Annotated in this window: 23 protein-coding genes and 2 pseudogenes; 16 read left to right on the top strand and 9 right to left on the bottom strand. The window is 40.6% G+C overall.

Annotated features, from left to right (window positions below):
• Positions 1–113 precede the first annotated feature (113 nt).
• The 12 genes from V8V91_RS15125 (at position 114) to V8V91_RS15180 (ending at position 10,974) form a co-directional block, all read left to right on the top strand.
• The gene (locus V8V91_RS15125; RefSeq protein WP_373395933.1) at positions 114–716 is read left to right on the top strand and encodes a hypothetical protein; all 603 of its coding nucleotides are present in this window, start codon (positions 114–116) and stop codon (positions 714–716) included.
• Positions 717–748: 32 nt separating this feature from the next.
• Complete coding sequence (locus tag V8V91_RS15130; protein ID WP_373395934.1) at positions 749–1,687, top strand: amidohydrolase family protein; 939 nt, start codon at positions 749–751, stop codon at positions 1,685–1,687.
• A 206-nt stretch (positions 1,688–1,893) separates the two neighbouring features.
• Complete coding sequence (locus tag V8V91_RS15135; RefSeq protein ID WP_373395935.1) at positions 1,894–3,756, top strand: sulfatase; 1,863 nt, start codon at positions 1,894–1,896, stop codon at positions 3,754–3,756.
• Between the two features lie 39 nt (positions 3,757–3,795).
• Positions 3,796–4,332, top strand: a complete 537-nt coding sequence (locus V8V91_RS15140) for a dihydrofolate reductase family protein (RefSeq protein WP_373395936.1) — start codon at positions 3,796–3,798, stop codon at positions 4,330–4,332.
• Positions 4,333–4,502: 170 nt separating this feature from the next.
• The gene (locus tag V8V91_RS15145; RefSeq protein ID WP_373395938.1) at positions 4,503–5,423 is read left to right on the top strand and encodes an alpha/beta hydrolase; all 921 of its coding nucleotides are present in this window, start codon (positions 4,503–4,505) and stop codon (positions 5,421–5,423) included.
• Positions 5,424–5,713: 290 nt separating this feature from the next.
• Positions 5,714–6,343, top strand: coding sequence for a hypothetical protein (locus V8V91_RS15150; RefSeq protein WP_373395939.1), 630 nt, complete (start codon positions 5,714–5,716; stop codon positions 6,341–6,343).
• A 35-nt stretch (positions 6,344–6,378) separates the two neighbouring features.
• Positions 6,379–7,002: a hypothetical protein gene (locus V8V91_RS15155; RefSeq protein WP_373395940.1), complete on the top strand. Its 624-nt coding sequence runs from the start codon at positions 6,379–6,381 to the stop codon at positions 7,000–7,002.
• Between the two features lie 5 nt (positions 7,003–7,007).
• Positions 7,008–7,688 (top strand): hypothetical protein, encoded by a 681-nt coding sequence (locus tag V8V91_RS15160; protein ID WP_373395941.1) that lies wholly within the window; start codon positions 7,008–7,010, stop codon positions 7,686–7,688.
• 150 nt (positions 7,689–7,838) lie between these two features.
• Positions 7,839–8,267: a hypothetical protein gene (locus V8V91_RS15165; RefSeq protein ID WP_373395942.1), complete on the top strand. Its 429-nt coding sequence runs from the start codon at positions 7,839–7,841 to the stop codon at positions 8,265–8,267.
• Between the two features lie 92 nt (positions 8,268–8,359).
• Positions 8,360–9,283, top strand: a complete 924-nt coding sequence (locus V8V91_RS15170; RefSeq protein WP_373395943.1) for a serine hydrolase — start codon at positions 8,360–8,362, stop codon at positions 9,281–9,283.
• A 1-nt stretch (position 9,284) separates the two neighbouring features.
• Positions 9,285–10,361, top strand: a complete 1,077-nt coding sequence (locus V8V91_RS15175; protein WP_373395944.1) for a serine hydrolase domain-containing protein — start codon at positions 9,285–9,287, stop codon at positions 10,359–10,361.
• Positions 10,351–10,974 (top strand): YdeI family protein, encoded by a 624-nt coding sequence (locus V8V91_RS15180; protein ID WP_373400709.1) that lies wholly within the window; start codon positions 10,351–10,353, stop codon positions 10,972–10,974. Before V8V91_RS15175 ends, V8V91_RS15180 begins: the two co-directional genes overlap by 11 nt.
• A 59-nt stretch (positions 10,975–11,033) precedes the next feature.
• Here the strand turns inward: V8V91_RS15180 and V8V91_RS15185 are convergent, their stop codons facing one another.
• The 9 genes from V8V91_RS15185 to V8V91_RS15225 form a co-directional block, all read right to left on the bottom strand.
• Positions 11,034–12,077, bottom strand: coding sequence for an aldose epimerase family protein (locus V8V91_RS15185; protein WP_373395946.1), 1,044 nt, complete (start codon positions 12,075–12,077; stop codon positions 11,034–11,036).
• A gap of 159 nt (positions 12,078–12,236) precedes the next feature.
• Positions 12,237–14,090, bottom strand: coding sequence for a glycoside hydrolase family 2 protein (locus V8V91_RS15190; RefSeq protein WP_373395948.1), 1,854 nt, complete (start codon positions 14,088–14,090; stop codon positions 12,237–12,239).
• A gap of 53 nt (positions 14,091–14,143) precedes the next feature.
• On the bottom strand, positions 14,144–15,556 hold the full coding sequence (locus V8V91_RS15195) for a glycoside hydrolase family 43 protein (RefSeq protein WP_373395949.1): 1,413 nt from the start codon (positions 15,554–15,556) through the stop codon (positions 14,144–14,146).
• Positions 15,557–15,682: 126 nt separating this feature from the next.
• Positions 15,683–16,672, bottom strand: coding sequence for a hypothetical protein (locus tag V8V91_RS15200; RefSeq protein ID WP_373395950.1), 990 nt, complete (start codon positions 16,670–16,672; stop codon positions 15,683–15,685).
• Positions 16,570–17,586, bottom strand: a complete 1,017-nt coding sequence (locus tag V8V91_RS15205; protein WP_373395951.1) for a beta-L-arabinofuranosidase domain-containing protein — start codon at positions 17,584–17,586, stop codon at positions 16,570–16,572. Before V8V91_RS15205 ends, V8V91_RS15200 begins: the two co-directional genes overlap by 103 nt.
• Complete coding sequence (locus tag V8V91_RS15210; RefSeq protein ID WP_373395953.1) at positions 17,583–17,741, bottom strand: hypothetical protein; 159 nt, start codon at positions 17,739–17,741, stop codon at positions 17,583–17,585. The genes V8V91_RS15205 and V8V91_RS15210 overlap by 4 nt, the downstream gene beginning before the upstream one ends.
• Positions 17,742–17,965: 224 nt before the next feature.
• A complete protein-coding gene (locus V8V91_RS15215; RefSeq protein WP_373395954.1) occupies positions 17,966–18,367 on the bottom strand; it encodes a family 43 glycosylhydrolase in 402 nt (133 codons plus the stop codon).
• Positions 18,364–18,726 carry a family 43 glycosylhydrolase gene (locus V8V91_RS15220; protein ID WP_373400711.1) on the bottom strand — a complete coding sequence of 121 codons (363 nt, stop codon included), beginning with the start codon at positions 18,724–18,726 and terminating at the stop codon, positions 18,364–18,366. The genes V8V91_RS15215 and V8V91_RS15220 overlap by 4 nt, the downstream gene beginning before the upstream one ends.
• Positions 18,669–18,881, bottom strand: coding sequence for a hypothetical protein (locus tag V8V91_RS15225; RefSeq protein WP_373395956.1), 213 nt, complete (start codon positions 18,879–18,881; stop codon positions 18,669–18,671). The genes V8V91_RS15220 and V8V91_RS15225 overlap by 58 nt, the downstream gene beginning before the upstream one ends.
• A 230-nt stretch (positions 18,882–19,111) precedes the next feature.
• Between V8V91_RS15225 and V8V91_RS15230 the strand changes: the two genes are divergently transcribed.
• The 4 genes and pseudogenes from V8V91_RS15230 to V8V91_RS15245 all read left to right on the top strand — a co-directional run.
• The gene (locus V8V91_RS15230; RefSeq protein WP_373395957.1) at positions 19,112–19,840 is read left to right on the top strand and encodes a hypothetical protein; all 729 of its coding nucleotides are present in this window, start codon (positions 19,112–19,114) and stop codon (positions 19,838–19,840) included.
• Between the two features lie 146 nt (positions 19,841–19,986).
• Positions 19,987–20,654, top strand: a pseudogene (locus tag V8V91_RS15235) (M20/M25/M40 family metallo-hydrolase).
• Between the two features lie 254 nt (positions 20,655–20,908).
• Entirely contained in the window at positions 20,909–21,550 is a 642-nt protein-coding gene (locus tag V8V91_RS15240; RefSeq protein ID WP_373400712.1) for a serine hydrolase domain-containing protein, read from the top strand.
• Positions 21,551–21,600: 50 nt separating this feature from the next.
• Positions 21,601–21,870: pseudogene (locus V8V91_RS15245) on the top strand (serine hydrolase); the annotation flags it as partial.
• Positions 21,871–21,883 lie beyond the last annotated feature (13 nt).

The raw sequence follows: 21,883 nt of genomic DNA on the forward strand, positions 1-21,883 counted from the left end.
TGTCTATTAACTGGTACTGATTGTATTTTGTCAGGAATTCGACTGATTCCCTCAAAACTTTGGTAATCAAGTACTTTTTAGCGTTTTTATTGAAGCAATCAACCACCAAGCATATGAAACATCTACTAACTTTTTGTCTTGGGCTCATACTCACAAGTTCCAGTGTGTATTCCCAAGTTCAACTCAACCCCGCCCCAGATCGAAGAGCAGATGAAGGAGAAGGCCCCTTTGAACGGTTAATCATTAGAGGTGCCATCGTCATTGATGGTTCAGGGGCTCCTCCTGCAGGACCTGCCGACATTGTTATTGAAGGAAATAAAATTGTGGAAATCCGACAGGTGGGAGTTCCAAATGTCCCAATAGACGATGCTTCCAGACCTCAAGGGGCCACCAAGGAAATTGATGCTCATGGATCCTACATTATGCCTGGATTCATCAATCTTCATGCTCACATCGGGGGAGCTGAAAAGTCACCCAATTCAGAATATCCCTACAAGTTGTATTTGGCACATGGAGTTACCACGATTAGAGGAGTCCCTGCTGCCAATGTAGCTTGGACGCAAAGCGAGAAAATACGCTCCGCAGCAAATGAAATTGTGGCTCCGAGAATCGTTGCATTTCATACCTTGGGACAAGGAGAAAACTGGAAGGGGGACCTGTTTATACTCCTGAAAAAGCCAAAGAATGGGTCACTTGGGCTGCCAGCCAAGGAGTAGAGGGAATCAAATTCTTTAACCATGATCCAGATGTGCTTCAAGCTGCCATTGACGCTGCCCACGAAAATGGAATGGGAACAGTTGCTCATATCGCTCAGCCAATGGTTGCCCAAACCAATGCCTTGGATGCAGCAAGAATGGGCCTTGACAACATGACCCATTATTACGGTTTATTTGAAGCATTGTATAAAAATGAAGACATCCAGCATTGGCCTGCTGAATTCAACTATAATGACGAGCAGCATCGCTTTAGTCAGGTAGCTTACCAATGGGACAAAATTCATCCTAGGGGTAGTGAAAAATGGAATGCTTTGATCCAGGAATTTTTGGAGCATGATTTCATTATAGATCCCACGATGACTGCCTACTTAGCCGGAAGAGATCTAATGCGAGAGCGAAATGCTGAATGGCATCAGGAATACACTTTGCCTTCTCTTTGGGACTTCTATACACCAAACCGTGAAAACCATGGATCCTATTTTTACAATTGGACTTCTTGGGATGAAACTGCCTGGCGAAATTTCTACAGAGTATGGATGTCATTCTTGAACGACTATAAAAATGCGGGAGGTAGGGTTACTGTCAGTGATGATGCCTCCTTTATCTACAATCTTTGGGGCTTTGGGTTGATCGAAGAAATGGAATTGCTTCAAGAGGCAGGATTCCATCCATTGGAAGTCATCAGAGGGGCAACCCTTCACGCAGCCCAAGCCATCTTTGAACCAAAAGGAAAGCCCATTGAATTTGGGGTAATTCGTCCCGGTCTATTGGCAGATTTGGTGATAGTGGATGAAAACCCAATAGAAAATCTCAAGGTGCTATATGGAACTGGCTTCTTGAAGCTCAATGATGAGACTGGGCAAATGGAGCGAGTGGGTGGAGTAAAATACACCATCAAAGATGGAATAGTTTACGATGCCGTTCAACTTCGAGAGGATATCAAAGAAATGGTTCGAAATCAAAAGAAATAAGGACTTCCTGTTTACAAATATCTCCCAGAGCGGTTTCCTCTCTGGGATTTTTTCCCTTTTCTGGTTTCATCAATATCAATAAATTTATCATGACATGGGGATCAATTTCATGGTTCGAATAGATTCATTAAGAGTGTCTTCCTAATTAACAAAACAGAATCTACCATATCACAGGTCAATTCCCCCAACATCCCAAAAAACCTAAGATGTACCTTCAAGTCCTAATACTGAGCAGTCTTCTACAACTTATCAGTTGCTACAGTTTACTTGCACAAAATAGTCCTACACCTCCTCCAAACATTGTATGGATTACCTCTGAGGATAATTCCATGCATTATTTAAAGCTCTTCAATGAAAATGGTATAGCAACTCCAAATATTGAAAGCTTGGCAGATCATGGACTGCTATTTACTCACGCATTTTCAAATGCACCTGTTTGTAGCGTAGCTAGATCCACTATCATTTCAGGAAGTTATGCTCCAAGAATCGGCGCTCAATTTCATAGAAAAAGCAAGACTGTTCCACTGCCGGATTCCCTTCGAATGTTTCCCTTTTATTTAAGAAGAGCAGGCTATCACACGAGTAACAATAACAAAAAGGACTATAATATCATTGAGGGAGAGGGGGTTTGGGATGAATCTTCACGGGAGGCAAGTTGGAAGTCTAGAAAACCTGATCAACCCTTTTTTCATGTTTTTAATATTGGAGTTAGCCATGAATCAAGTCTGCACTTTTCTGAAGAAAAGATGAAAAGTACTCCCACTAAAACCAATCTAAGTTCATTTTCAATCCAGCCCAACCATCCGAACACAGAATTATTCCGCTACACCAATGCCTATTATCGGGATAAAATCATAGAAATGGACCAAAGAGTAGGCGAAGTAATCCGAGAACTTGAAAATGACGGCTTATTGGAAAACACCTTCATTTTTTATTTTGGAGATCATGGAGGCGTACTTCCCGGAAGTAAAGGCTACCTCTACGAAACTGGACTGCACGTTCCCATGGTAGTTCATGTGCCTGAGAAGTATAAAAACCTCGCCCAGATTGGAGAAGAAGGCAAGGTGAATGGATTTGTGAGTTTTATTGATCTGGCGCCTACAGTACTTCAATTGGCAGGCATAAAAACTCCTGAGGGAATGGATGGAAAGTCCTTTTTAGGAGCCAATGTTACTAAAGAAATGATCGATTCTAGAAATACCAGCTTTAGCTATGCAGATCGATTCGATGAAAAGTACGATATGGTAAGAGCGGTAAGAAAAGGAAAGTACAAATACATCAGAAATTTTCAACCTTTCAATTTTGACGGGTTGATGAATAATTACCGTTACATCCAATTAGCCTATCAAGAATGGGAAGAACTTTATGAAAAAGGAGCCTTAAATGCGGTACAGGCTGCATTCTTCAAACCGAAGGAAGCAGAAATGCTATTTGATGTAGAATCAGACCCCTATGAGACGGTTAATCTTATTTCAGATCCAACCTACAGAAAAATAGTCGAGGACCTACGAATGGAACTGAATAACTGGCTCCAAGAAATGCCTGACCTCTCTTTCTACCCTGAGCATGTACTAATAGATCAGGCATTTTCAAATCCAACAGCTTTTGGAAAAGCACATCATAAAGATATTCAACGATATATAGAAATAGCCAATTGGAGCATTTTGCCTTTTGTAGTAGTTGAAAACTTGTTAAAGACAAGTCTGATGTCAAAGGATCCTTGGGAAAGGTATTGGGGGTTGATTACCTCCAGTAATTTTGGTCCAGAGGCAAAAAGCCTGAGCTCTCTCATTTCCGAAATCTCAAAAGAAGATGAGGAATTAATCAACAAAGTAAGAGCAGCCGAATTTTTAGCTATTTCCAATCAAACTGACCCAAGCCAAGTGATGGTAGAAAGCTTGTACCAAAGCAAAAAACCAATGGAAGCCTTGCTCATTTTAAACTCCATTGTTCTCCTGAATTCTTTTGAATATGGCTATAAAATCATATTGGATACTATCAAAATTTCATCTGCCGTCATTCAAGACAGTGAAGTGAAAAGAAGGCTGGCGTATTTAAAAGGAGATTGAATCCTTTACTGAAATTTTTGAAACCTAACTTAGTGAAACATGGGAAAGATCATCTATTATGTCGCAAGCTCTCTGGACGGATTTATTTCTGGTCCCAATGAAGATATTAGCATGTTTGGTTCTGGAGGAACAGGGATAAAAAAATACTTCGAGGATTTAAAAGATTTTAGGACAGTGATCATGGGAAGAAAAACGTATGAATTTGGATACAAATACGGTCTTGTCCCAGGTCAGGCAGCCTATCAACACATGCAGCATCATATATTTTCAGATTCACTCACCTTTGAAACCAAAGCTGAGTCGGTCCATGTAGAACCTAGGAAAATCACTCGGGTTCAAGAAATTAAAGCATCTGCTTCCTCGGATATCTATTTATGTGGTGGTGGAGTATTTGCAGGATGGCTATTGGATCACCAACTGATCGACCAATTAAAAATTAAGCTTAACCCAATTATTCTAGGTGCTGGAACCCGCCTTTTTGGTCCTTCCAAGACAAATGCAAAGTTGGATTTAATCCAGGATGAAACCTTCGAAGATGGTCTAAAAATTATAACCTATTCTATTAGTAAAGATTAAATCAACATCCCTTTCTGGTTGATGGGATTAGAGCCTGTATCTAAAGTTACCATCGTTAAATGAGGTACTCATTATTTGAAAAGAATAGGATAGAAAGATTTTTAATTTAAGGGAAAGCATATATTTTTAAAAACCTAATTATCAATTAGTTATATTAACCCAATAAACCTATGAAATTTACAAAAATCGCCACTTTTGTTGGCTTGCTGTGCATTACTGCATCCGCTTTTGCCCAAGACGGAACCATTTACCCTTTAGAAATTCCATCTGAACCGAATGCCATTTTACTTAATACCGGTGGAGTAGATGATCAACCTGCCTCCGAAACTTGGTTTCGACAATGGGGAGATCCAATGGCTAGAAATATTACCACTGCAACCTTAACTCCATTTCTTCCAGAGCCAGGAACTGGCAATGGAGCAGCTGTGATCGTAGCTCCAGGAGGTGGATTTAGATGGCTTTCTATGGGAAATGAAGGATGGGAAGTAGCTGAGGCCCTTGCGAAACAGGGAATCGCCGCCTTCGTCCTCAAATACCGCTTACATCCTACTCCTGAATCATTAGATGATTTTAGCGACTGGATGAATCGTCCTCGACCTACTACTCCTGCGGCATCTTCAGATGCAGCCCCTCGCCCTGCACCTATGGATCTTACCAACCAACTGGAAGATGCGGAAGCTGCCTATGCAATGATCCTCGATCGTGCTGAGGAGTGGGGAGTAGATACTGATAGAATTGGAATGATTGGATTTTCTGCTGGAGCTGGACTTACTATGCATTCTACTTTAAACTCCCAAACCATGAAGTTGGCATTTATAGGTCCAATTTATGGTGGGATGGGGCCTGTAGAAGTTCCAAAAGATGCTCCCCCAATGTTTAATGTCATTGCTTCTGATGACTTTTTATTTAGAGGTCAATTTGGAGTAATCGACTCTTGGTACAAAGCTGGAATCCCTGTTGAGTTTCATTTGTTTCAAAATGGAGGTCATGGTTTCGGATTAGGCAATCCAAATCGAACTAGTAACCGTTGGTTCGATGCTTTTATTCATTGGCTGGATGTCAATCAATTTCTTATTGCCAAGACAAAATAGTGCCATTCGATCAATCCCTATTTCTAAAAATCCCCATAAAATTATGGGGATTTTTTGTTAACTAATTTCTAAGGATTAATGTACTTTTTCTTATTAAATTGTATTTATCTTATATTTTTTTGTATTTTGATACACTAGAATTGTATTTAAAAGACAAGTCTTTGTTTTTTGTCTCAAGAGAAATAAATGGTCTAGGTTTTTTTGAATTCAATTTTTCTTGTCTTGTTCTTCCTTTTTAAAGCTAGTACATAGACATCATTGGCTTTAATTTTTACCTAATTAATAAAGAGATGAAATTTTCTTATTCATTATTAGTGGGGTCAGTGTTTGGGATTTTTCTATTTGCATGTTCCAGTCCGAATAGTAATAGTACCCTTCCTATTACCCAAAGTGTAAATTGGTCCTCATATGCCTCAGACAAATTCAATTCCAAGTATTCCCCGTTAGATCAAATCAACAAAGACAATGTTGAAAGCCTAACCATAAAATGGACCTGGGACTCTCCGGATAATGCCTTGGTAAATCAGTTTAACTTCCCAGTATCTATCTACCAAGCAACCCCTATTGCCATTGATGGAATATTGTACGTAAGTTCTTCTTCGGCAATTGTATCGGCAATTCATGGTGTTACTGGAGAAACGATTTGGACCTATGACCCTGAGACCTATAAGTCCAATGCTCCAGCCCATGGAGCTTTTATCCATCGCGGGGTTTCCTATTGGGATGATGGCATGGATGGGAGAATCATTTTTGGTACTCCTGATGCCCGTTTGATCGCCTTGAATGCAAAGGATGGGAGTTTGGTCGAATCATTTGGTGAAGGGGGATTGTGGACCTTTCCAAAGGACTGGGTAGAGAATTTGACCCATCTCATTACGGAGTATCGACACCTCCTATTATCGCTAATGATGTCATTGTAATTGGCGCATCCATCACAGACAATAACCCCCAAAGTATGCGTCCTCCGGGAGACATTCGAGGATTTGATGTGAAAACCGGAAAACAGCTTTGGGTATTTCATACTATTCCGCAGAAAGGGGAATTTGGAAATGAAACTTGGGAAAATGAATCCTGGAAATTCACTGGAAACACCAATGTATGGACTAGAATGAGTGCCGATGAGGAGTTAGGCTATGTATATCTTCCCATCAGCACCCCAACCAACGACTGGTATGGAGGAAATCGATTAGGAGACAACCTCTTTGCCGAAAGCTTAGTCTGTCTAAATATCAAAACCGGTGAACGAATTTGGCATTTCCAAATGGTTCACCACGGTGTATGGGATTATGATCTCCCCGCTGCCCCCAACTTATTGGATATTACCAAAGATGGTAAAACTGTTAAAGCAGTCGCTCAGGTTAGTAAGCAAGGGTTTACTTATGTTTTTAACAGGGTAACCGGTGAACCTATTTGGCCAATTGAGGAACGGCCTGTACCCCAATCTACCGTCCCAGGAGAAAGAACTTCTCCCACTCAACCTTTTCCAACCAAACCAGCCCCATTTGACAGACAAGGTGTCACAAAAGAAGATATTATTGACTTTACACCGAAAATTTCGAGGACGCATGGTCCAGTTTAGAGGGGGTGGACTTAGGCGAACTTTTTACTCCTCCTACTGAGAATGGGTTAATGTATCTTCCCGGAGCACTTGGCGGCGCCAACTGGCACGGCGCTGCGGTAGATCCCGAAACTGGAATTTTATATGTCCCGTCCATGACTTTCCCGGTATTTTTTAGAATCATCAAATCTGATCCATCTAAAACAGACGCTAATTACGAATGGGAAAATTTCGGATTTCCCGGCCCAAATGGATTGCCCTTCTTAAAACCTCCATATGGCAGGATCACAGCAATAGATATGAAAGAGGGTAACCATATTTGGCAATCTCCCATGGGGGAAGGGCCCAGAAATCATCCCCTATTAAAAGATTTGAATTTACCTAGGCTAGGATGGAATTTACGTGGCTCTCCAGTTTTGACGAAAACACTTCTATTTATTGGTCAAGAAGGTAAGTACTGGGAGTACGTACCAGCTCTGGTGGGAGGAGCTAAGCTAACTGAAGTACAAACTCAGGAAATCATCAAGTTTGATCCAAAAATGCAGGTTTTCGATAAGGAAAATGGGGAATTGATATTTGAACTAGAACTCCCTCTTAATGTCACGGGTGCACCAATGACCTATATGGCCAATGGAAAACAGTATATTGCCTTTGCAGTGGGAGGATCGATAGGCCCAGCTAAAATTATTGCTTTAGGTTTAAAATAGAAGTGGACAAACCCATTTCTCCTACCATTTGAAAGATCAACTCAGCTGCTTAGAAAAACCCTGTATTGGTATAATGAAAGAATCCCAATGCAGTTTTGGGAATGAATAAATTGAAAAGAATTCGTCTTAAAGACTATCTTTAAATGACAAATGGAAAGGAAATTCAAAATTATTCTTGCCGGACTTGTTGGAGGTTTTGTTGGGGAAGGTATCATGGGAGCTCTTTTTATGAGTCCACCGATCCATTCTATTTTATATGACCCTTCTTTGCAAAGCGAGCTTTTTATCCAACTTACTCCAGAGAGAAACTTAGTCCTGTCCATCGCAGGAATGGTAATTTTGAGCATAGCCCATGCATGGTTTTATTCCCTCTTTAAAAAATCTATTCCCGGCACCACTTGGGCGAAAAAAGGCTTATTCTGGGGGTTTACTATTTGGTTGCTATACTGGGTATTCCAAGAATGGTTCATTTACCATACGCTGATTGGAGAACCCATATTATTGAATTTGTTGGAGTTGGTGGTTCTATTGCTTGGCTCTTTGGTAGAAGGACTCATCATAGCAAGGATCCTCAAATGAAAACTTTTTAATACTTCTTCATCTCTTTGAAGTAATACAGATTTCATAAATTAGAAGATTCCTATTTCTGATTTTAAGTGAACCCTGCACAAATGATTAAATTGATTTCTATCCCTTCCTATTTTCAACAAGTGACGATTACCTTGGCATTCCTCACTTTAATTTCCTGCCAAAAGAAACCTATAGAAATACCAAGCCTTAGGGAAAATGTGCTAGCTCAGCTTGACTCGATCCAAGGGGATGTAGCGGTAGCATATATCAATTTGGATGATCCATCTGATACCTTGATGATTCATGCATCTGAAGAATTTCATGCTGCTAGCACAATGAAAGTTCCCGTCATGATCGAATTGTACAAACAAGAAGAAGAAGGCAAATTGGATCTTGGTGATTCTATTGTTTTGGTCAATGAATTCAAAAGTATAGTCGATGGGAGCCCATACAGTATGGATATAGGAGATGATAGTGACGATGTGATTTACAGTAAAATTGGAACTACTGTTTCATTGAATGATCTAACGTATAGCATGATTACAGTCAGTAGCAATTTGGCAACCAACGTATTAATTGAATTAGTTGGTGCAAAAAATGTAACCGCAACGATGAGAACATTGGGTGCTGACAAAATTGAGGTGCTTAGAGGAGTGGAAGATCAAAAGGCGTATGATCTGGGGTTAAGCAACTCTACTACAGCCAATGACTTAATGATGATTATGAAAGCCATCTCTGAGAATCAAGCTGGTACTCCTGCTGATTGCGAGGAAATGATCTCCATTTTGAAAGATCAACAATTCAATGAAATAATTCCCTTTTACCTACCCAAGGATGTTACTGTCGCCCATAAAACTGGATCCATTACGGGTGTTCACCACGATGCAGGAATTGTTTACTTACCAGATGGGAGAAGTTACGTGCTTGTACTACTTTCTAAAAACTTAGAGGATTTTGACAAAGGAACCAATCAATTGGCTAAAGTTTCAAAGCTTATTTATGATCACTTCATGACTCAAAATTGACATGCGGAAGGTTAAGCTTTTCAAAGTTGGTGTTCACTTCATTTTTTGGGGAATTCTAATTTCCCACTCCATATCCGCCCAGGTAAATGTTCAGAAGATTGATGGCTCACTTCCAACAATTTTGGATAGTGCCAACATACCTGGCATCAGCATCGCCATCCTCGACCAAGGAAAGATCACTTATTCCAAAACTTTCGGAAGTAAGGAACAAGGAAAGGAGGGTAAAATCGGTAAACAAACCATTTTTGAGGCCGCTTCCCTGACCAAACCCATAGTTGCCTTCTGTGCCATGAAGTTAGTAGAAATTGGAAAGTTGGACCTGGATAAGCCTCTTTTCCAGTACATGGAATATCCAGATGTAGCTTCCGATCCTAGGTATCAAATGATCACGGCCAGAATGGTGCTATCTCACCAGACGGGATTCCCAAACTGGAGGAAAAACAGGAATAGTAATAAGTTAGAAATCAAATTCGAACCCGGATCCAAATTTGGATACTCAGGGGAGGGCTTCGTATTCCTTCAAAAAGTAATGGAACACATCGAAGGGAAAAGCTTGGAAGAAATCGCTCAGGAATTTGTTTTTCAACCTTTGCAAATGCATCGGAGCTTCCTGACTTTCCCTGAAACAGATGATTTTGCCGTAGGGCATAACCCAAAAAATGAACCTACTCAAAAATTCAAACCAAAGAAGGCAAATGCAGCTTATAGCTTACACACTACTGCCGAGGATTATTCGAAATTCTTGCTAGAACTCATGCAGCCGAGTTTGATAGATCCTACATTGGTGTCAAGAATGATTTCCCAAGAAACGCTCATGGACTCCAAAGATCCTTCACTTGGATGGGGATTAGGCTTAGGAATCAATACTACATCACGAGATCAATATATCTGGCATTGGGGAGACAATGGCATTTTTAGAGCTTTCTTTATCTTTTCCCCCAAAACAGAAGTGGGGCTTGTCTATTTCACCAATAGCCAAAATGGCCTAAGCATTGTCAAAAGAATGATCCATCTTACTTTTTCAGATCCAGAAGTCATGGAAAATTGGAACGAATACAAGCAGTTTGATGATAAATAAAAATGTAGACAACTACTTCCTGGATGGATGTGGAAGATGTCCCTTGGGAGGAACTCCCAATTGTAAAGTCCATTCTTGGGCTCAGGAACTCGATCTTCTTCGCACAATACTTCAAGAAAGTGAGTTAAAGGAAGAATGCAAATGGGGCGTTCCCTGTTATACCTACCAAGGAGCAAATGTACTGATTCTTAGTGCTTTCAAAGAATACTGTTGTCTTAGCTTTTTTAAAGGAGCACTGCTAAAAGACCCTTATAAAATCTTGTCCAAACAGGGCGAAAATACCTATGCAGCAAGATTGATCCGGTTTACTCATGTCCAGGAAATAAAAAAAACCTCTGAAATCAAGTCTACAATTTCAGAGGCCATAGAAGTTGAAAATTCCGGCACAAAGTTGCCAGCAAAGGAACATACAGCAAATGATTTTGTAGATGAACTTCAGCAAAAGCTGGAGGAAGATCCTTCTTTCAAATCTGCATTTGAAGCATTGACCCCAGGAAGGCAAAGAGGTTATAACCTCTATTTTTCACAAGCCAAACAATCAGTCACTCGTTTTTCAAGGATAGAAAAATCCATGATCAAGATTTTTGAAGGGAAAGGGTGGAACGAACGATAAAAAAAGGGACCAGATTACATGAAATCTGATCCCCTTTTGTATTCAATCAAATCAGAATTCTATTTTATCCCAAATTTGTAAATACAAGTTTGTTCGTATTGATCTCCAGGCTCCAAAATCGTAGATGGGAAGTTCGGTTGATTTGGAGAATCTGGAAAATGCTGTGTTTCAAGGCAAAATGCAGATCTATATTCATAGGTGACCCCACCTTTGCCTATGGCAGTGCCGTCTAAGAAATTTCCTGCATAAAACTGGATTCCTGGTTCGGTAGTATAAACCTCCATTTCAATACCTGAATTCGGTGAATAGGCAGTAGCAGCTAATTCCAATGCCCCTTGTTGTTCTTTATCCAGTACCCAATTATGGTCAAATCCTCCACCAAATTTCAATTGTTGATTGTCTTTGTTGATATCCTGACCGATAGGTTTAGACTTGGTAAAATCAAAAGGCGTTCCGGCTACAGGTTCATTGGTTCCCAAAGGAATCAGGGTACTATCAACTGGGGTATATTTACTAGCCTTAAGCTGAAGCTCCTGATCCAGCACATCACCACTTCCCGCACCATCTAAATTGAAAAAGGAATGATGGGTTAAGTTGACTGGTGTAGCTTTATCGGTTTCGGCCTCATATGTGATCTTAAACTCATTATCCTCTGTTAGAAAATAGGTCATTTTCACATTCAAATTCCCAGGAAAACCTTCCTCCCCATCTTTAGATAAGTAGGTAAAAACGATATGAGAATCATCAGCCTCTTCAATTTTCCAGATCACATTGTGGAAACCTCCTGGTCCACCATGTAAGGAATTTGCTCCGTTATTGAGAGCCAAAGAATATGTTTGTCCATTCAAATCAAATTTTCCTTTAGCAATTCTATTTCCATACCTACCCACTGCAGTTCCAAAAAATGGTTCGGGTGACGTGAGGTATTCCAAAGGAGTGTCAAATCCTAACACTACATCGATTAATTCCCCATTCTTATTGGGAACAAGTAAGGTCATTACCCTTGCACCTAAATTGGTGACCGTCATTTTCATCCCATTGCTATTGGATAACGTCAGGATTTGGTAGGGGCTTTCTTCTGGGATCATAGTTTCTTCAGGCATTTCGGTTTGTTTTTTTGAGCACAGGCAAACATAAGAACGATACAGCTCAGGCCTAGGATTTGGATTATATTTTTCATCGTTTTTGGAATCAGTTTGAATTGGAAAATTGGGATAGAAAGGACTCCAATGAACCATTCTACCATATCAATTTACCTGATTTTACTGAATAGAAACCTTATATAGTCGATCATGAAGAGATTTTAACTCAGCCGCTTTCATTTTAATGATTTTACGGTCATAGGTCATCAAACCATTCGTCTCCACTTCCACATCGGTAGTTTGGGTGTACACTGCTGCTGAAAGACCTGCTGCTATTAATTCTTCCATCCTATTCATCAATTGGGAGTATTTGGCTAAAAGCTCTTGTTCATTTTTGAAGCTCTGATATCCCCAATTGTCTTTCTGTTGCCAGACGTGACCATCTACTGGAAGCCCTAAGCCACCAAATTCACCTAAGACAAGGATATTATCCTTACCATAAATTCCAGGGGCAGGCATTTTTGCATCAGGGTAATTGTGAAGGTCAATGATGTCACCCGTGATCTTTGTGCCATCCATTTCAAAATTCCCTCCACTAGCAGAATTCACTAATCTACTTGGATCATGGGACTCGGTCCATTCTGTGATTTCTTTGGTCTTAAACTGTCCCCAAGCCTCGTTGAAAGGTACCCATACCACGATAGAAGGAAAATTGTAAAAATCATCCATGATTTCTTTCCATTCCGTTCTATAAATCGCTTCAGATTCAGGAGTACGATCCCGGTCTGTTTGACTTCCTAGTACAGCCAATTTCATCTCCCATCCATTCCCCATATCACCGCTTGGCATATCCTGCCACACCAACATACCCATTTTATCGCAGGCATAATACCATCTAGCTGGTTCCACTTTCACATGCTTTCTAATCATGTTGAACCCCATCTCCTTGGTTTTGGCAATGTCATAAACCATCGCCTCCTCAGAAGGAGCCGTATACAATCCATCTGGCCACCATCCCTGATCTAGGGGTCCATACTGGAAAAGGAATTTACCGTTTAACATCATGCGCTGGATACCATTTGCGTCAGGAGCCTTCTTGATTTCACGAAGTGCTGCATAACTTCCTACTTCATCAAGGATTTTCTTTCCATTGATCAATTCAACCTTCAAATCATATAGCACCGGATTTCCGGGCTCCCATAATTCTGCATTGGGTATGCTCAGCTTTGCTGTCCCATTAGGACTGATTGTTTGTTCGGCCAGCATAGTTCCATCTTTCCATGCAGAAACCTTTACTTGATGACCTTCTTCAACCCCGCTCACTTCAGGGCTCACTATAATTTGCTTGGAATGAATGTCAGAGGAATTTCTAATCCCAGAAATATAACTTGTAGGAACTGTTTCTAGCCAAACAGTTTCCCAAATCCCGGTCACAGGAGTATACCAAATCCCTCCCGGCTTGTTTACTTGCTTTCCTCTTGGTTGTGGTCCATCATTGCTGGGATCCCAAATCCTTACCTGAAGCGATTGGTTTTTCCCAGATTTTAAAAATTCAGTAATATCAAATTGAAAAGGATCATACCCTCCTTTATGCACACCTACGGATTGCCCATTGACAAATACTTCTGTCTCCCAGTCTGATGCTACAAAGTGTAACAATACTTTATCCTTGCTTCCTTTTTTTGGAGTCGAAAAAGTGGTGTTATACCATAATTCGTTGTCTTTTCCCACGGTCTTACCAACTCCAGAAAGAGCTGATTCTATCGCAAAGGGGACTAAAATCTCACCATCATAATTGCTGGGCATTGTTGTCCCTTTGGGTAGAATAGCATAGTCCCAAAGTCCATTCAAATTGACCCAGTTTCCTCGGGTCATTTGAGGTCTTGGATATTCTTGATGCACATTCTCTGGATTTACTTTTGCTGCCCATTCGGTCATTATTTTTCCCGAAACTGGTTGATATTCGCTTGTCTGTGCTGTTGCAAATTGATGAGCAGCTAATAGGCATACTCCCGCCGTCAAAATTTTTTTCATAGGTCTACTGGTTATCAAACAATATAATTTTATACAATCTATTTTAAGAATTCTCAATATGAAATTTTTACCTCTTTAAAATGAGCAAAGGAATCAGATTGGCCTTTGGCAACCATACCTAGTCTAAATCCCATTCCCCAAGGAACCAGGTGTTTTACATCCTGAACTTCACCTAATGATATGGACTCTTCTCCTACTTCTGCAGAGGTGCTCATTTTGTACCCATCCTTCATGGCCAAAATAAGTTTTACTTCCTTGCCTTTCGGAATCTTATGTGAGGCGATTTCTTTTGTTTGTTGGTTGATCGTTTCCCAATGTATAAGTTGATCGCCTTTTACCGATATTCCCATTCCAGCCACGGGTGCTCCAAAGCCATTGTTGGCTCCTCCAATGACAGCCAAGCCAGCCTCCACCTGTTCATGAGGAATAATGATGGCTTCATATTGGTAATCCAAGGATTTCGTTCCTTGCACAAGTAAGGTTCCGAGCTTTTCATTTTCCTCTGAAGCCTGAAGTTTTAGCCCTTCTTTCCCCGTATCAAAATGAATATCCTGAGTTACTCTCCACTGCCAAACCGGGTCCAATCTGCTTTTGAAATTATCAATAAAATCAAGGGAGGATTTGCTACGAGAATACTCTTCATCATTTGCAAATACAGGCCAAAAATCATCCGTCCATTCAACTTTTTGCAATACTCCCTGCCTGCCCACATAAACACTCCCCTCCTGATTGTAGGCATGGTTGAGCAACCAAAGCTCCCCATCTTTCTCGACCACTGTACCATGCCCTGGACATTTCCAATTTTCATTATCCTTGATCACCGGATTCATCTCATATTTCTCCCAAGGGCCTAAAAGCGATTTACTTCTGGCAACTCCAGTGACATAATCGCAGGAAATTTCACAACAACCTCTAGCGGAATAGGTGGCATAGAAATACCCATTTTTTCTAAAAATCGCGATTCCTTCCACCAATCCTCCTTCCCACTCTTGGTCATTATGAAAGAGTTCATGTCTTTCACCTATTAGTTTGGAACGATCTTCTGTAATTTCCTGGGCCCAAATCGGGGTTTTCTGTCCTTTACTGTTTCCATCCTCTTTCCACAGTATATAGAGTTTTCCGTTTTCATCTCTCGCTTCAAATGCATCTATGGAACCATATTCCTGTGCTACCAATGGACCGTGATCAGTGAATTTGCTTTCTGGTGTCGAGGCACTTGCCACTGCTACACTCAATCGGTTACTTTCCTTATCCCTAGCTGTGTAATAGGCATAGATTCTCTTTTGATCCTCATCATAAGAAAGCTCGGGGGCCCAAAAGTTATTTTTTGCCCAAGTTGGCGCACCATCTGGAAACACATAATTTACCAACTCCCAATTCACTAAATCATCGGATTTAAAAATAGGAAATAGAGGGGCCCACTCATTGGAAGTAGCAGAGGCATAATAATACTTGCCAATTTTCACAACAGTAGGGTCTGGCCTATCACCGGCTAAAACAGGGTTTTCGAATGACTTTTTTGGGCCGACCCAACTTGGGAAAACCCTTCAAACAAAAGAAAGATCAGGATTAATCTGATTAGAAAAAATCTCTTATTCATTGGTGCTTGGACTATTTTTTAATTCTGGAAAAGCGGTAATTCTTAACCTTGCAGCTCCCATCGGGATCAAGGTCACATCTACTACAGGTTGATCGGAAGTTTTGGGAAGGTCATTCAATTCCCCGACCAAACCATATTGATCGAATTGCCATTCGGGAATTTGCTGGGCCTTTACCACCATTTTTATTGGAACCTCTTCCAGTGTAAATGGAAAGTTAGAAGAAGGCCATTTCCCCTTCATCACTTCAAAAGAGGATGCAGGATCATTTTCATCGACAATGATGCTATAATTCCAGTCCGTTACAGGATGAACTTCCCAAGAAGGCCATTTTTTGGTATCCACCCCATCTTGCCATTTGGAATCCCTGATTGCCGTTTCATCACTATCCTTTTTTAGATATTTCTCTCTGATTTTCAAGGAATAAGTCAAAGGACCTCTGCTCACACTTAAACTGTTACTGTTTTTCTCCCAACGTTTGGTCTCTATTTCCATTGGCAGTTGAATGGATATCTGATCTCCACTGGACCAAGTTCGATTGATTTTAGCAAAGCCAATTCCCGAAATTTGATCTCTTACAAGTTCTCCATTAATGGAAATAGAAGCACTTTTTACCCATTCAGGAATCCTTAAATAAAGTGGGAATTTCACTGGCTTTTCCATACTGAAGGAAAACCGAATTTCTTCATCAAATGGATAGTGTGTGGATTCCTTGATGGTAACCAGCGTTCCATCTCCCACTTTGACTTCCACTTGATTTGCCCCATAGAGTGTCGCTGCAACCCCGTTGTCGGGTGTGGCCATCCATAGGTTTTCTATAAAATATGGCCAACCCTGCGAATGATTATGCTGGCAACATCTAGAGCTAAACGGGTTCATCATCAAAAATGGCCCTTTGTTTCCAATTCCTGGAAAATGATTTTCCGCATCCAACAAAGCCATATTGGGAGAGGTGATGTAATGCAATGCCTTAAAATCCGGCATGACTGCAGCTGGATAGGTATTATAGGCAACTTCCTCTGCATGATCTCCCCAAAAGGGTCTCCGGTGATTCTAAGCATATGTTCGTCTGAATTCATTTGCTCAACCATCCCACAGGTTTCTACTCCTTGTCTTGGGTCTGCATACCCAGGTCTAGCATCTTCATCAGCACCAAACATTCCCCCTGGTACCTGTCCAAAGTGGTTCCGAATGATTTCAAAATTTTCGTATGAAGCCTTTAAGTCCTGTTCATTTTTGGAAAGCAAGTAATATTGAGCAGGTTCTCTAAATGCTTGGGCATGGTTCACATTATGCCAATCCACCTGATCTCTATACCAGTCAGGAACTTCCCCTCCGTCTCGTACTTCGTAGTAGTTTTTAATATCTTCTAAGGGTAAATTCCTTCCTGTCCAATTGGCGGTATTTCGATGAATTTTCTCCGCCAAATCCAATAAAAATTCGTCTCCTGTTCGATTGTATAGCCAGAATACGCTATGCAAATTATCTCCTCCACGAAGCTTTTGCCAATAGCCTTCTAGAAAATTTTCATCCGGAACAGTCAACTCGTACTTGAAATATTTGGTCATTAACTCCAACACCCGAGGATCTTGGGAATATTCATAATACGACTGGAGACAATAGAGCATGATCATATTTGCCCAAAAATCCTGATTGTCCCCATCAAAATGCTTTGGACCAAAATTTCCATCTTCCCGTTGGCTATTCAAAGTCCCTTCAATCCAGACCATCGCCTCGTCGATCATTTTTTGATCCTCTAAAATGTATCCAATATTTGCATAGCCTTTCAACCAATAAGGAACCTCTTCCCATCCCCATTTACCTTCTCCATCCGGAGAAAGCCAAGCGTTATCCGTTTTTTGAAGCCAGGCAGAAATTTCCCCTAAATTCCCTGTCAATCCTTCTTTTGTCTCAACAGGAATTCCTTTAAAAAACCATCTGGCTTTACTGAACCCACAGGCAGTTTTATTAATGAACTTGGGATCAATGGCGCTCGATTACTTACATAATATTGATTGGTAGCTTGAGTTTCAATCTTATCAACTAGGGTCACTTCCTTATTGCCCGAACCATTTTGGCAGGCAAAAGAAGTTATTGTAATACCTAGAAGTAAAAAGCTTTTCTGGTGTACTGATACATTAGTTTAGATTGGGTTTTATTCATCAAATTGGGGCGCAATTTTTGGAGCAGCGCTAGGTTCATAATTTTCAATTCTTGGCCAACCTTCCTTCCAAATCAATTGATCCAAAAGCAAGACTCTCCGATTGGTTCCATTGCCTAATTTCGGCTTTTTTTATCCATTCCATGATATAGCAACCAGTCATTCCCATTTGAATCAGAAATGATCTCCGCATTATGTCCAGGTCCGGCAAAACCATTATCTCCCAGGTTGCTCCTTACCACGAAAGTTCCTGAGGATTCATTCAATAAATTCCCTCCTTCTTGATCTACATAAGGCCCTTCTATATTTTTTGATCTTCCCACTAGCACTCGATAAGTACTATTGGCTCCTTCACAACAGGTTCCAGAAGAACCAAAAAGATAAAAATACTCTCCTTTCTTTACTAAGTATGCTGCTTCCAAATGATTTCCAGCAAGTTTAATTATATCCCCTATGGCTTTGGTACCATCAGCGGAAAGCTGAGTCAAATAAAGTCCATGAAAACTTCCCCAAATCATGTACTTATTGGAATCCTGCTCAAAATAGAAAGGATCAATTGAGTTTTTACTCCTATTTCTTCAGAAGTGAAAACCGGACCCTGATCCACAAATGGTCCCTCAGGAGAATTCGCAATGGCCAATCCAATACCCGGGTTAGGGTCACCCCAAGTTGAAAAAGAATAATACATGAAAAATCGGTTGCCTACTTTGGTCACATCTGGAGCCCAGATTCCTCCTCGCTTTTTCCAATTGGGTTTTTGGGCCATGGAGTTCCCTAAAAATTGCCAATTGACCAGATCTTTGGATTGGATTACCGGAACTAAATGATAGCCTCCTTCTTCCCCCCAGTGTCCTCCGTACCATAAGCATAAAAGAATTCTCCATCATAGATCACTGTAGGGTCTGCAAGAACTGGCTCAAATACTGGATTTTGATAATACAAAGTATCAGATAATGCTACAGGATTTCTATCCCATACATCAGATGGATTAAACTGGAGAAATAAAAAGAATTGAAAAAGAGTTGCAATCATTCAATAAGGGTTGAGCAGATCTGAAATCTACAAAATTATACAGATAGCCCCATGGATAAGAAGCATCTTAGATCATTGAAAAACGCTGGAATTATTTGTTTTACCATTTATCAAAACCCAGAGTTTTGTGGGAAACGTCCAGTGTAACTTTCTTTAGACAAATACAAATCCACCAGCGGTGTGGAAAAGCGTTTTTCAAAGCCTATTTTTATCGTTTAAATACACCAAATATGAAAAAGAGATACCTACTCGGTCTTAGTTTGATGTTAATTTTGGGAGGTCAAGCACAAGCCCAAGACGAAATCATCGAAAAGATCATCAAGGAAGAAACTGAAAATTCTCAGTTGAAAGAGATTGCTCATGAATTAATGGACGGAATCGGTCCAAGGTTAGTGGGGACTCCCAATATGCAGAAAGCTCATGAATGGGCCGTAACGAAATATGAAGGTTGGGGAATTGAAGCCCGAAACGAACAATGGGGTGAGTGGAAAGGATGGGAAAGAGGAATCACCCATATCGATATGGTGGCTCCTTGGACCAAATCTTTGGCAGGTCAACAATTAGCCTGGAGCCCAGCATCCCCAAAAGGAGGAGCCGAAGGAGAAGTAGTAGTTATTCCTGATGTGGCAGATGAAGCTGCTTTCCAGGCTTGGTTGCCATCTGTAAAAGGTAAATATGTGATGATCTCTGCACCACAAATCACAGGTAGACCAGATTATAATTGGGAAGAATTTGCCACGGAAGAATCTTTCGAAAAGATGAAAGAGGAACGCACCGAATCCAATAGAGCGTGGAATGAAAGACTTCAAAAAACGGGTAAAGGCAGAAGAGAACTTCCAACCGCTTTGGAAGATGCAGGGGCGTTGGGAATCATTACCTCTTATTGGTCTCAAGGATTCGGAGCAAATAAAATTTTCTCTGCTTATACCAAAAAGTGCCTACCATCGATCTTTCATTAGAAGATTATGGCCTACTATTTAGACTAGCAGAAGGTGGAGAAAAACCAATGATCCATCTCAATGCACAATCCAAAGATCTTGGGGTTGTTCCTACATTCAACACCATTGCTGAAATCAAAGGAACAGAAAAACCAGATGAGTACGTAATGTTATCAGCCCATTTTGACTCTTGGGATGGTGGTACAGGAGCTACCGATAATGGAACAGGAACCATTATGATGATGGAAGTAATGAGAGTTTTGAAAAAATCTATCCAAATCCTAAAAGAACAATTTTGGTAGGACATTGGGGCTCTGAGGAACAAGGATTAAACGGATCAAGAGCATTTGTAGAAGATCATCCAGAAATGATGGATAAAATCCAAGCCTTATTTAACCAAGACAACGGAACAGGTAGAGTAGCCAATGTTTCAGGGCAAGGGTTTGTAGATAGCTATGAATATTTAGGAAGATGGATGTCCAAAGTTCCAAGAGAAATCACGAGAGATATCAATACGAATTTCCCTGGGAATCCAGGCGGAGGAGGTTCTGATTATGCTTCTTTCGTAGCTGCAGGAGTCCCAGCATTCTCTTTGAGTTCCTTGAACTGGTCTTATTTCAACTACACCTGGCATACCAACTTGGACACTTATGACAAAATTGTTTTTGATGATGTTCAAAGCAATGTGATCATGGCTGCTATCATGGTTTATATGGCCAGTGAAGAAGAAAATATGGTGTCCAGAGAAGTGAGAGTTCCTATAGGAAGGAACGGTGAACCAACTGAATGGCCTGCAAAAAGATCTCCAACTAGAAGAGGCGGATTGGATAACTAATTCCAATCCAAACTGGATCAGATTAGAAAAGCCACAGTCACCTGTGGCTTTCTTATTTTCCACTTTTTTCATTTCCCCTATTAGTGCATGAGGCAAAGGTTTTGTATTTTTCTATTCACTTACCCTAAGCGCATGAAAAAATTCATCTTCCAATTCATCCTCCTATTTTTTGCATTTACCTCTTTGGCGATTGCTCAAGAAAAATTCTGGTAGACGCAGTAGAAAAAGCAAGAAGTGAAGGGTTTTCGGGAGTCATATTAGTAGCTCAGGAAGGTAAAGTCCTGTACCAAGAAGCCATAGGCTTACGAGACTTTGAGAACCTGGTCGCTTTAAAGAAGAACGACATTTTTGAAATGGCATCCGTATCCAAGCAATTTACTGCTATGATGATTATGATGTGCCAGGAGAAAGGACTGCTGGATTATGATGATCCAGTTGGGAAATACCTGGACATCCCGTACCGTGGAATTACAATTCGACAATTATTAACACATACAAGTGGCGTACCCGATTATCAAGCGGTCATGGATGAGCATTGGGATAAGAGCAAAGTAGCAGGTAATCCTGATATTCTCGAATACCTGAACCAGTATCAACCTCCTATGCTTTTTGAACCAGGAGAAAAGTACGAATACAGCAACACCGGGTATGTATTTTTGGCAAGTATTGTCGAAAAAGCTACAGGTAGGGATTTCGTAGAATTAATGAGGGAATGGATATTTCAACCTTTAGGTATGAAAAACACCGATATCCGATCCCCTGAAGCAAAAGCCAAAGTAAAAAACTTTGCGGCTGGACACATAAAAAATGAAGCTGGAGAATATGTCAACGCAAATAACTTCCACTCCTCGGATTATACCGTATGGTTAGGAAATAGAAAAGGTCCGGGGAAGTAAGTAGTACTCCCCTAGACCTTTTATTATGGGATCAAGCTTTATATACCGATCAATTGGTTTCCCAACAAACCATGGAACTTGCATATTCTCCTGCCAAGCTAAATGATGGAACCAGAAGCTATTATGGATTCGGTTGGGAATTGGAACCCAAAAGCCCCTTAGGAAAAATGGTGATGCATACAGGAGATAACCCCGGTTACAAGACCATTATTGTAAGATACATTGAAGAAAATAAGACCATCATCATCCTGAACAATAATTATCATCCAGATATGATGAGGCTCGTCGAGGCTGCAACACTTTCTTTAGGAAAGTGGTAAACAATTAAGTTGT

This window comes from Algoriphagus halophilus (assembly GCF_041729275.1).
GTDB classification, from domain to species: Bacteria; Bacteroidota; Bacteroidia; order Cytophagales; family Cyclobacteriaceae; genus Algoriphagus; species Algoriphagus halophilus_A.

What these genes read in the sequence shown, in the direction of transcription:
- V8V91_RS15125 (WP_373395933.1), top strand. Translation starts at nt 114, where the DNA reads ATGAAACATCTACTAACTTTTTGTCTTGGGCTCATACTCACAAGTTCC.
- V8V91_RS15135 (WP_373395935.1), top strand. Translation starts at nt 1,894, where the DNA reads ATGTACCTTCAAGTCCTAATACTGAGCAGTCTTCTACAACTTATCAGT.
- V8V91_RS15140 (WP_373395936.1), top strand. Translation starts at nt 3,796, where the DNA reads ATGGGAAAGATCATCTATTATGTCGCAAGCTCTCTGGACGGATTTATT.
- V8V91_RS15145 (WP_373395938.1), top strand. Translation starts at nt 4,503, where the DNA reads ATGAAATTTACAAAAATCGCCACTTTTGTTGGCTTGCTGTGCATTACT.
- V8V91_RS15150 (WP_373395939.1), top strand. Translation starts at nt 5,714, where the DNA reads ATGAAATTTTCTTATTCATTATTAGTGGGGTCAGTGTTTGGGATTTTT.
- V8V91_RS15155 (WP_373395940.1), top strand. Translation starts at nt 6,379, where the DNA reads ATGCGTCCTCCGGGAGACATTCGAGGATTTGATGTGAAAACCGGAAAA.
- V8V91_RS15165 (WP_373395942.1), top strand. Translation starts at nt 7,839, where the DNA reads ATGGAAAGGAAATTCAAAATTATTCTTGCCGGACTTGTTGGAGGTTTT.
- V8V91_RS15170 (WP_373395943.1), top strand. Translation starts at nt 8,360, where the DNA reads ATGATTAAATTGATTTCTATCCCTTCCTATTTTCAACAAGTGACGATT.
- V8V91_RS15175 (WP_373395944.1), top strand. Translation starts at nt 9,285, where the DNA reads ATGCGGAAGGTTAAGCTTTTCAAAGTTGGTGTTCACTTCATTTTTTGG.
- V8V91_RS15180 (WP_373400709.1), top strand. Translation starts at nt 10,351, where the DNA reads ATGATAAATAAAAATGTAGACAACTACTTCCTGGATGGATGTGGAAGA.
- V8V91_RS15185 (WP_373395946.1), bottom strand. Translation starts at nt 12,077, where the DNA reads ATGCCTGAAGAAACTATGATCCCAGAAGAAAGCCCCTACCAAATCCTG.
- V8V91_RS15190 (WP_373395948.1), bottom strand. Translation starts at nt 14,090, where the DNA reads ATGAAAAAAATTTTGACGGCGGGAGTATGCCTATTAGCTGCTCATCAA.
- V8V91_RS15200 (WP_373395950.1), bottom strand. Translation starts at nt 16,672, where the DNA reads ATGCCGGATTTTAAGGCATTGCATTACATCACCTCTCCCAATATGGCT.
- V8V91_RS15215 (WP_373395954.1), bottom strand. Translation starts at nt 18,367, where the DNA reads ATGATTTGGGGAAGTTTTCATGGACTTTATTTGACTCAGCTTTCCGCT.
- V8V91_RS15225 (WP_373395956.1), bottom strand. Translation starts at nt 18,881, where the DNA reads ATGATTGCAACTCTTTTTCAATTCTTTTTATTTCTCCAGTTTAATCCA.
- V8V91_RS15230 (WP_373395957.1), top strand. Translation starts at nt 19,112, where the DNA reads ATGAAAAAGAGATACCTACTCGGTCTTAGTTTGATGTTAATTTTGGGA.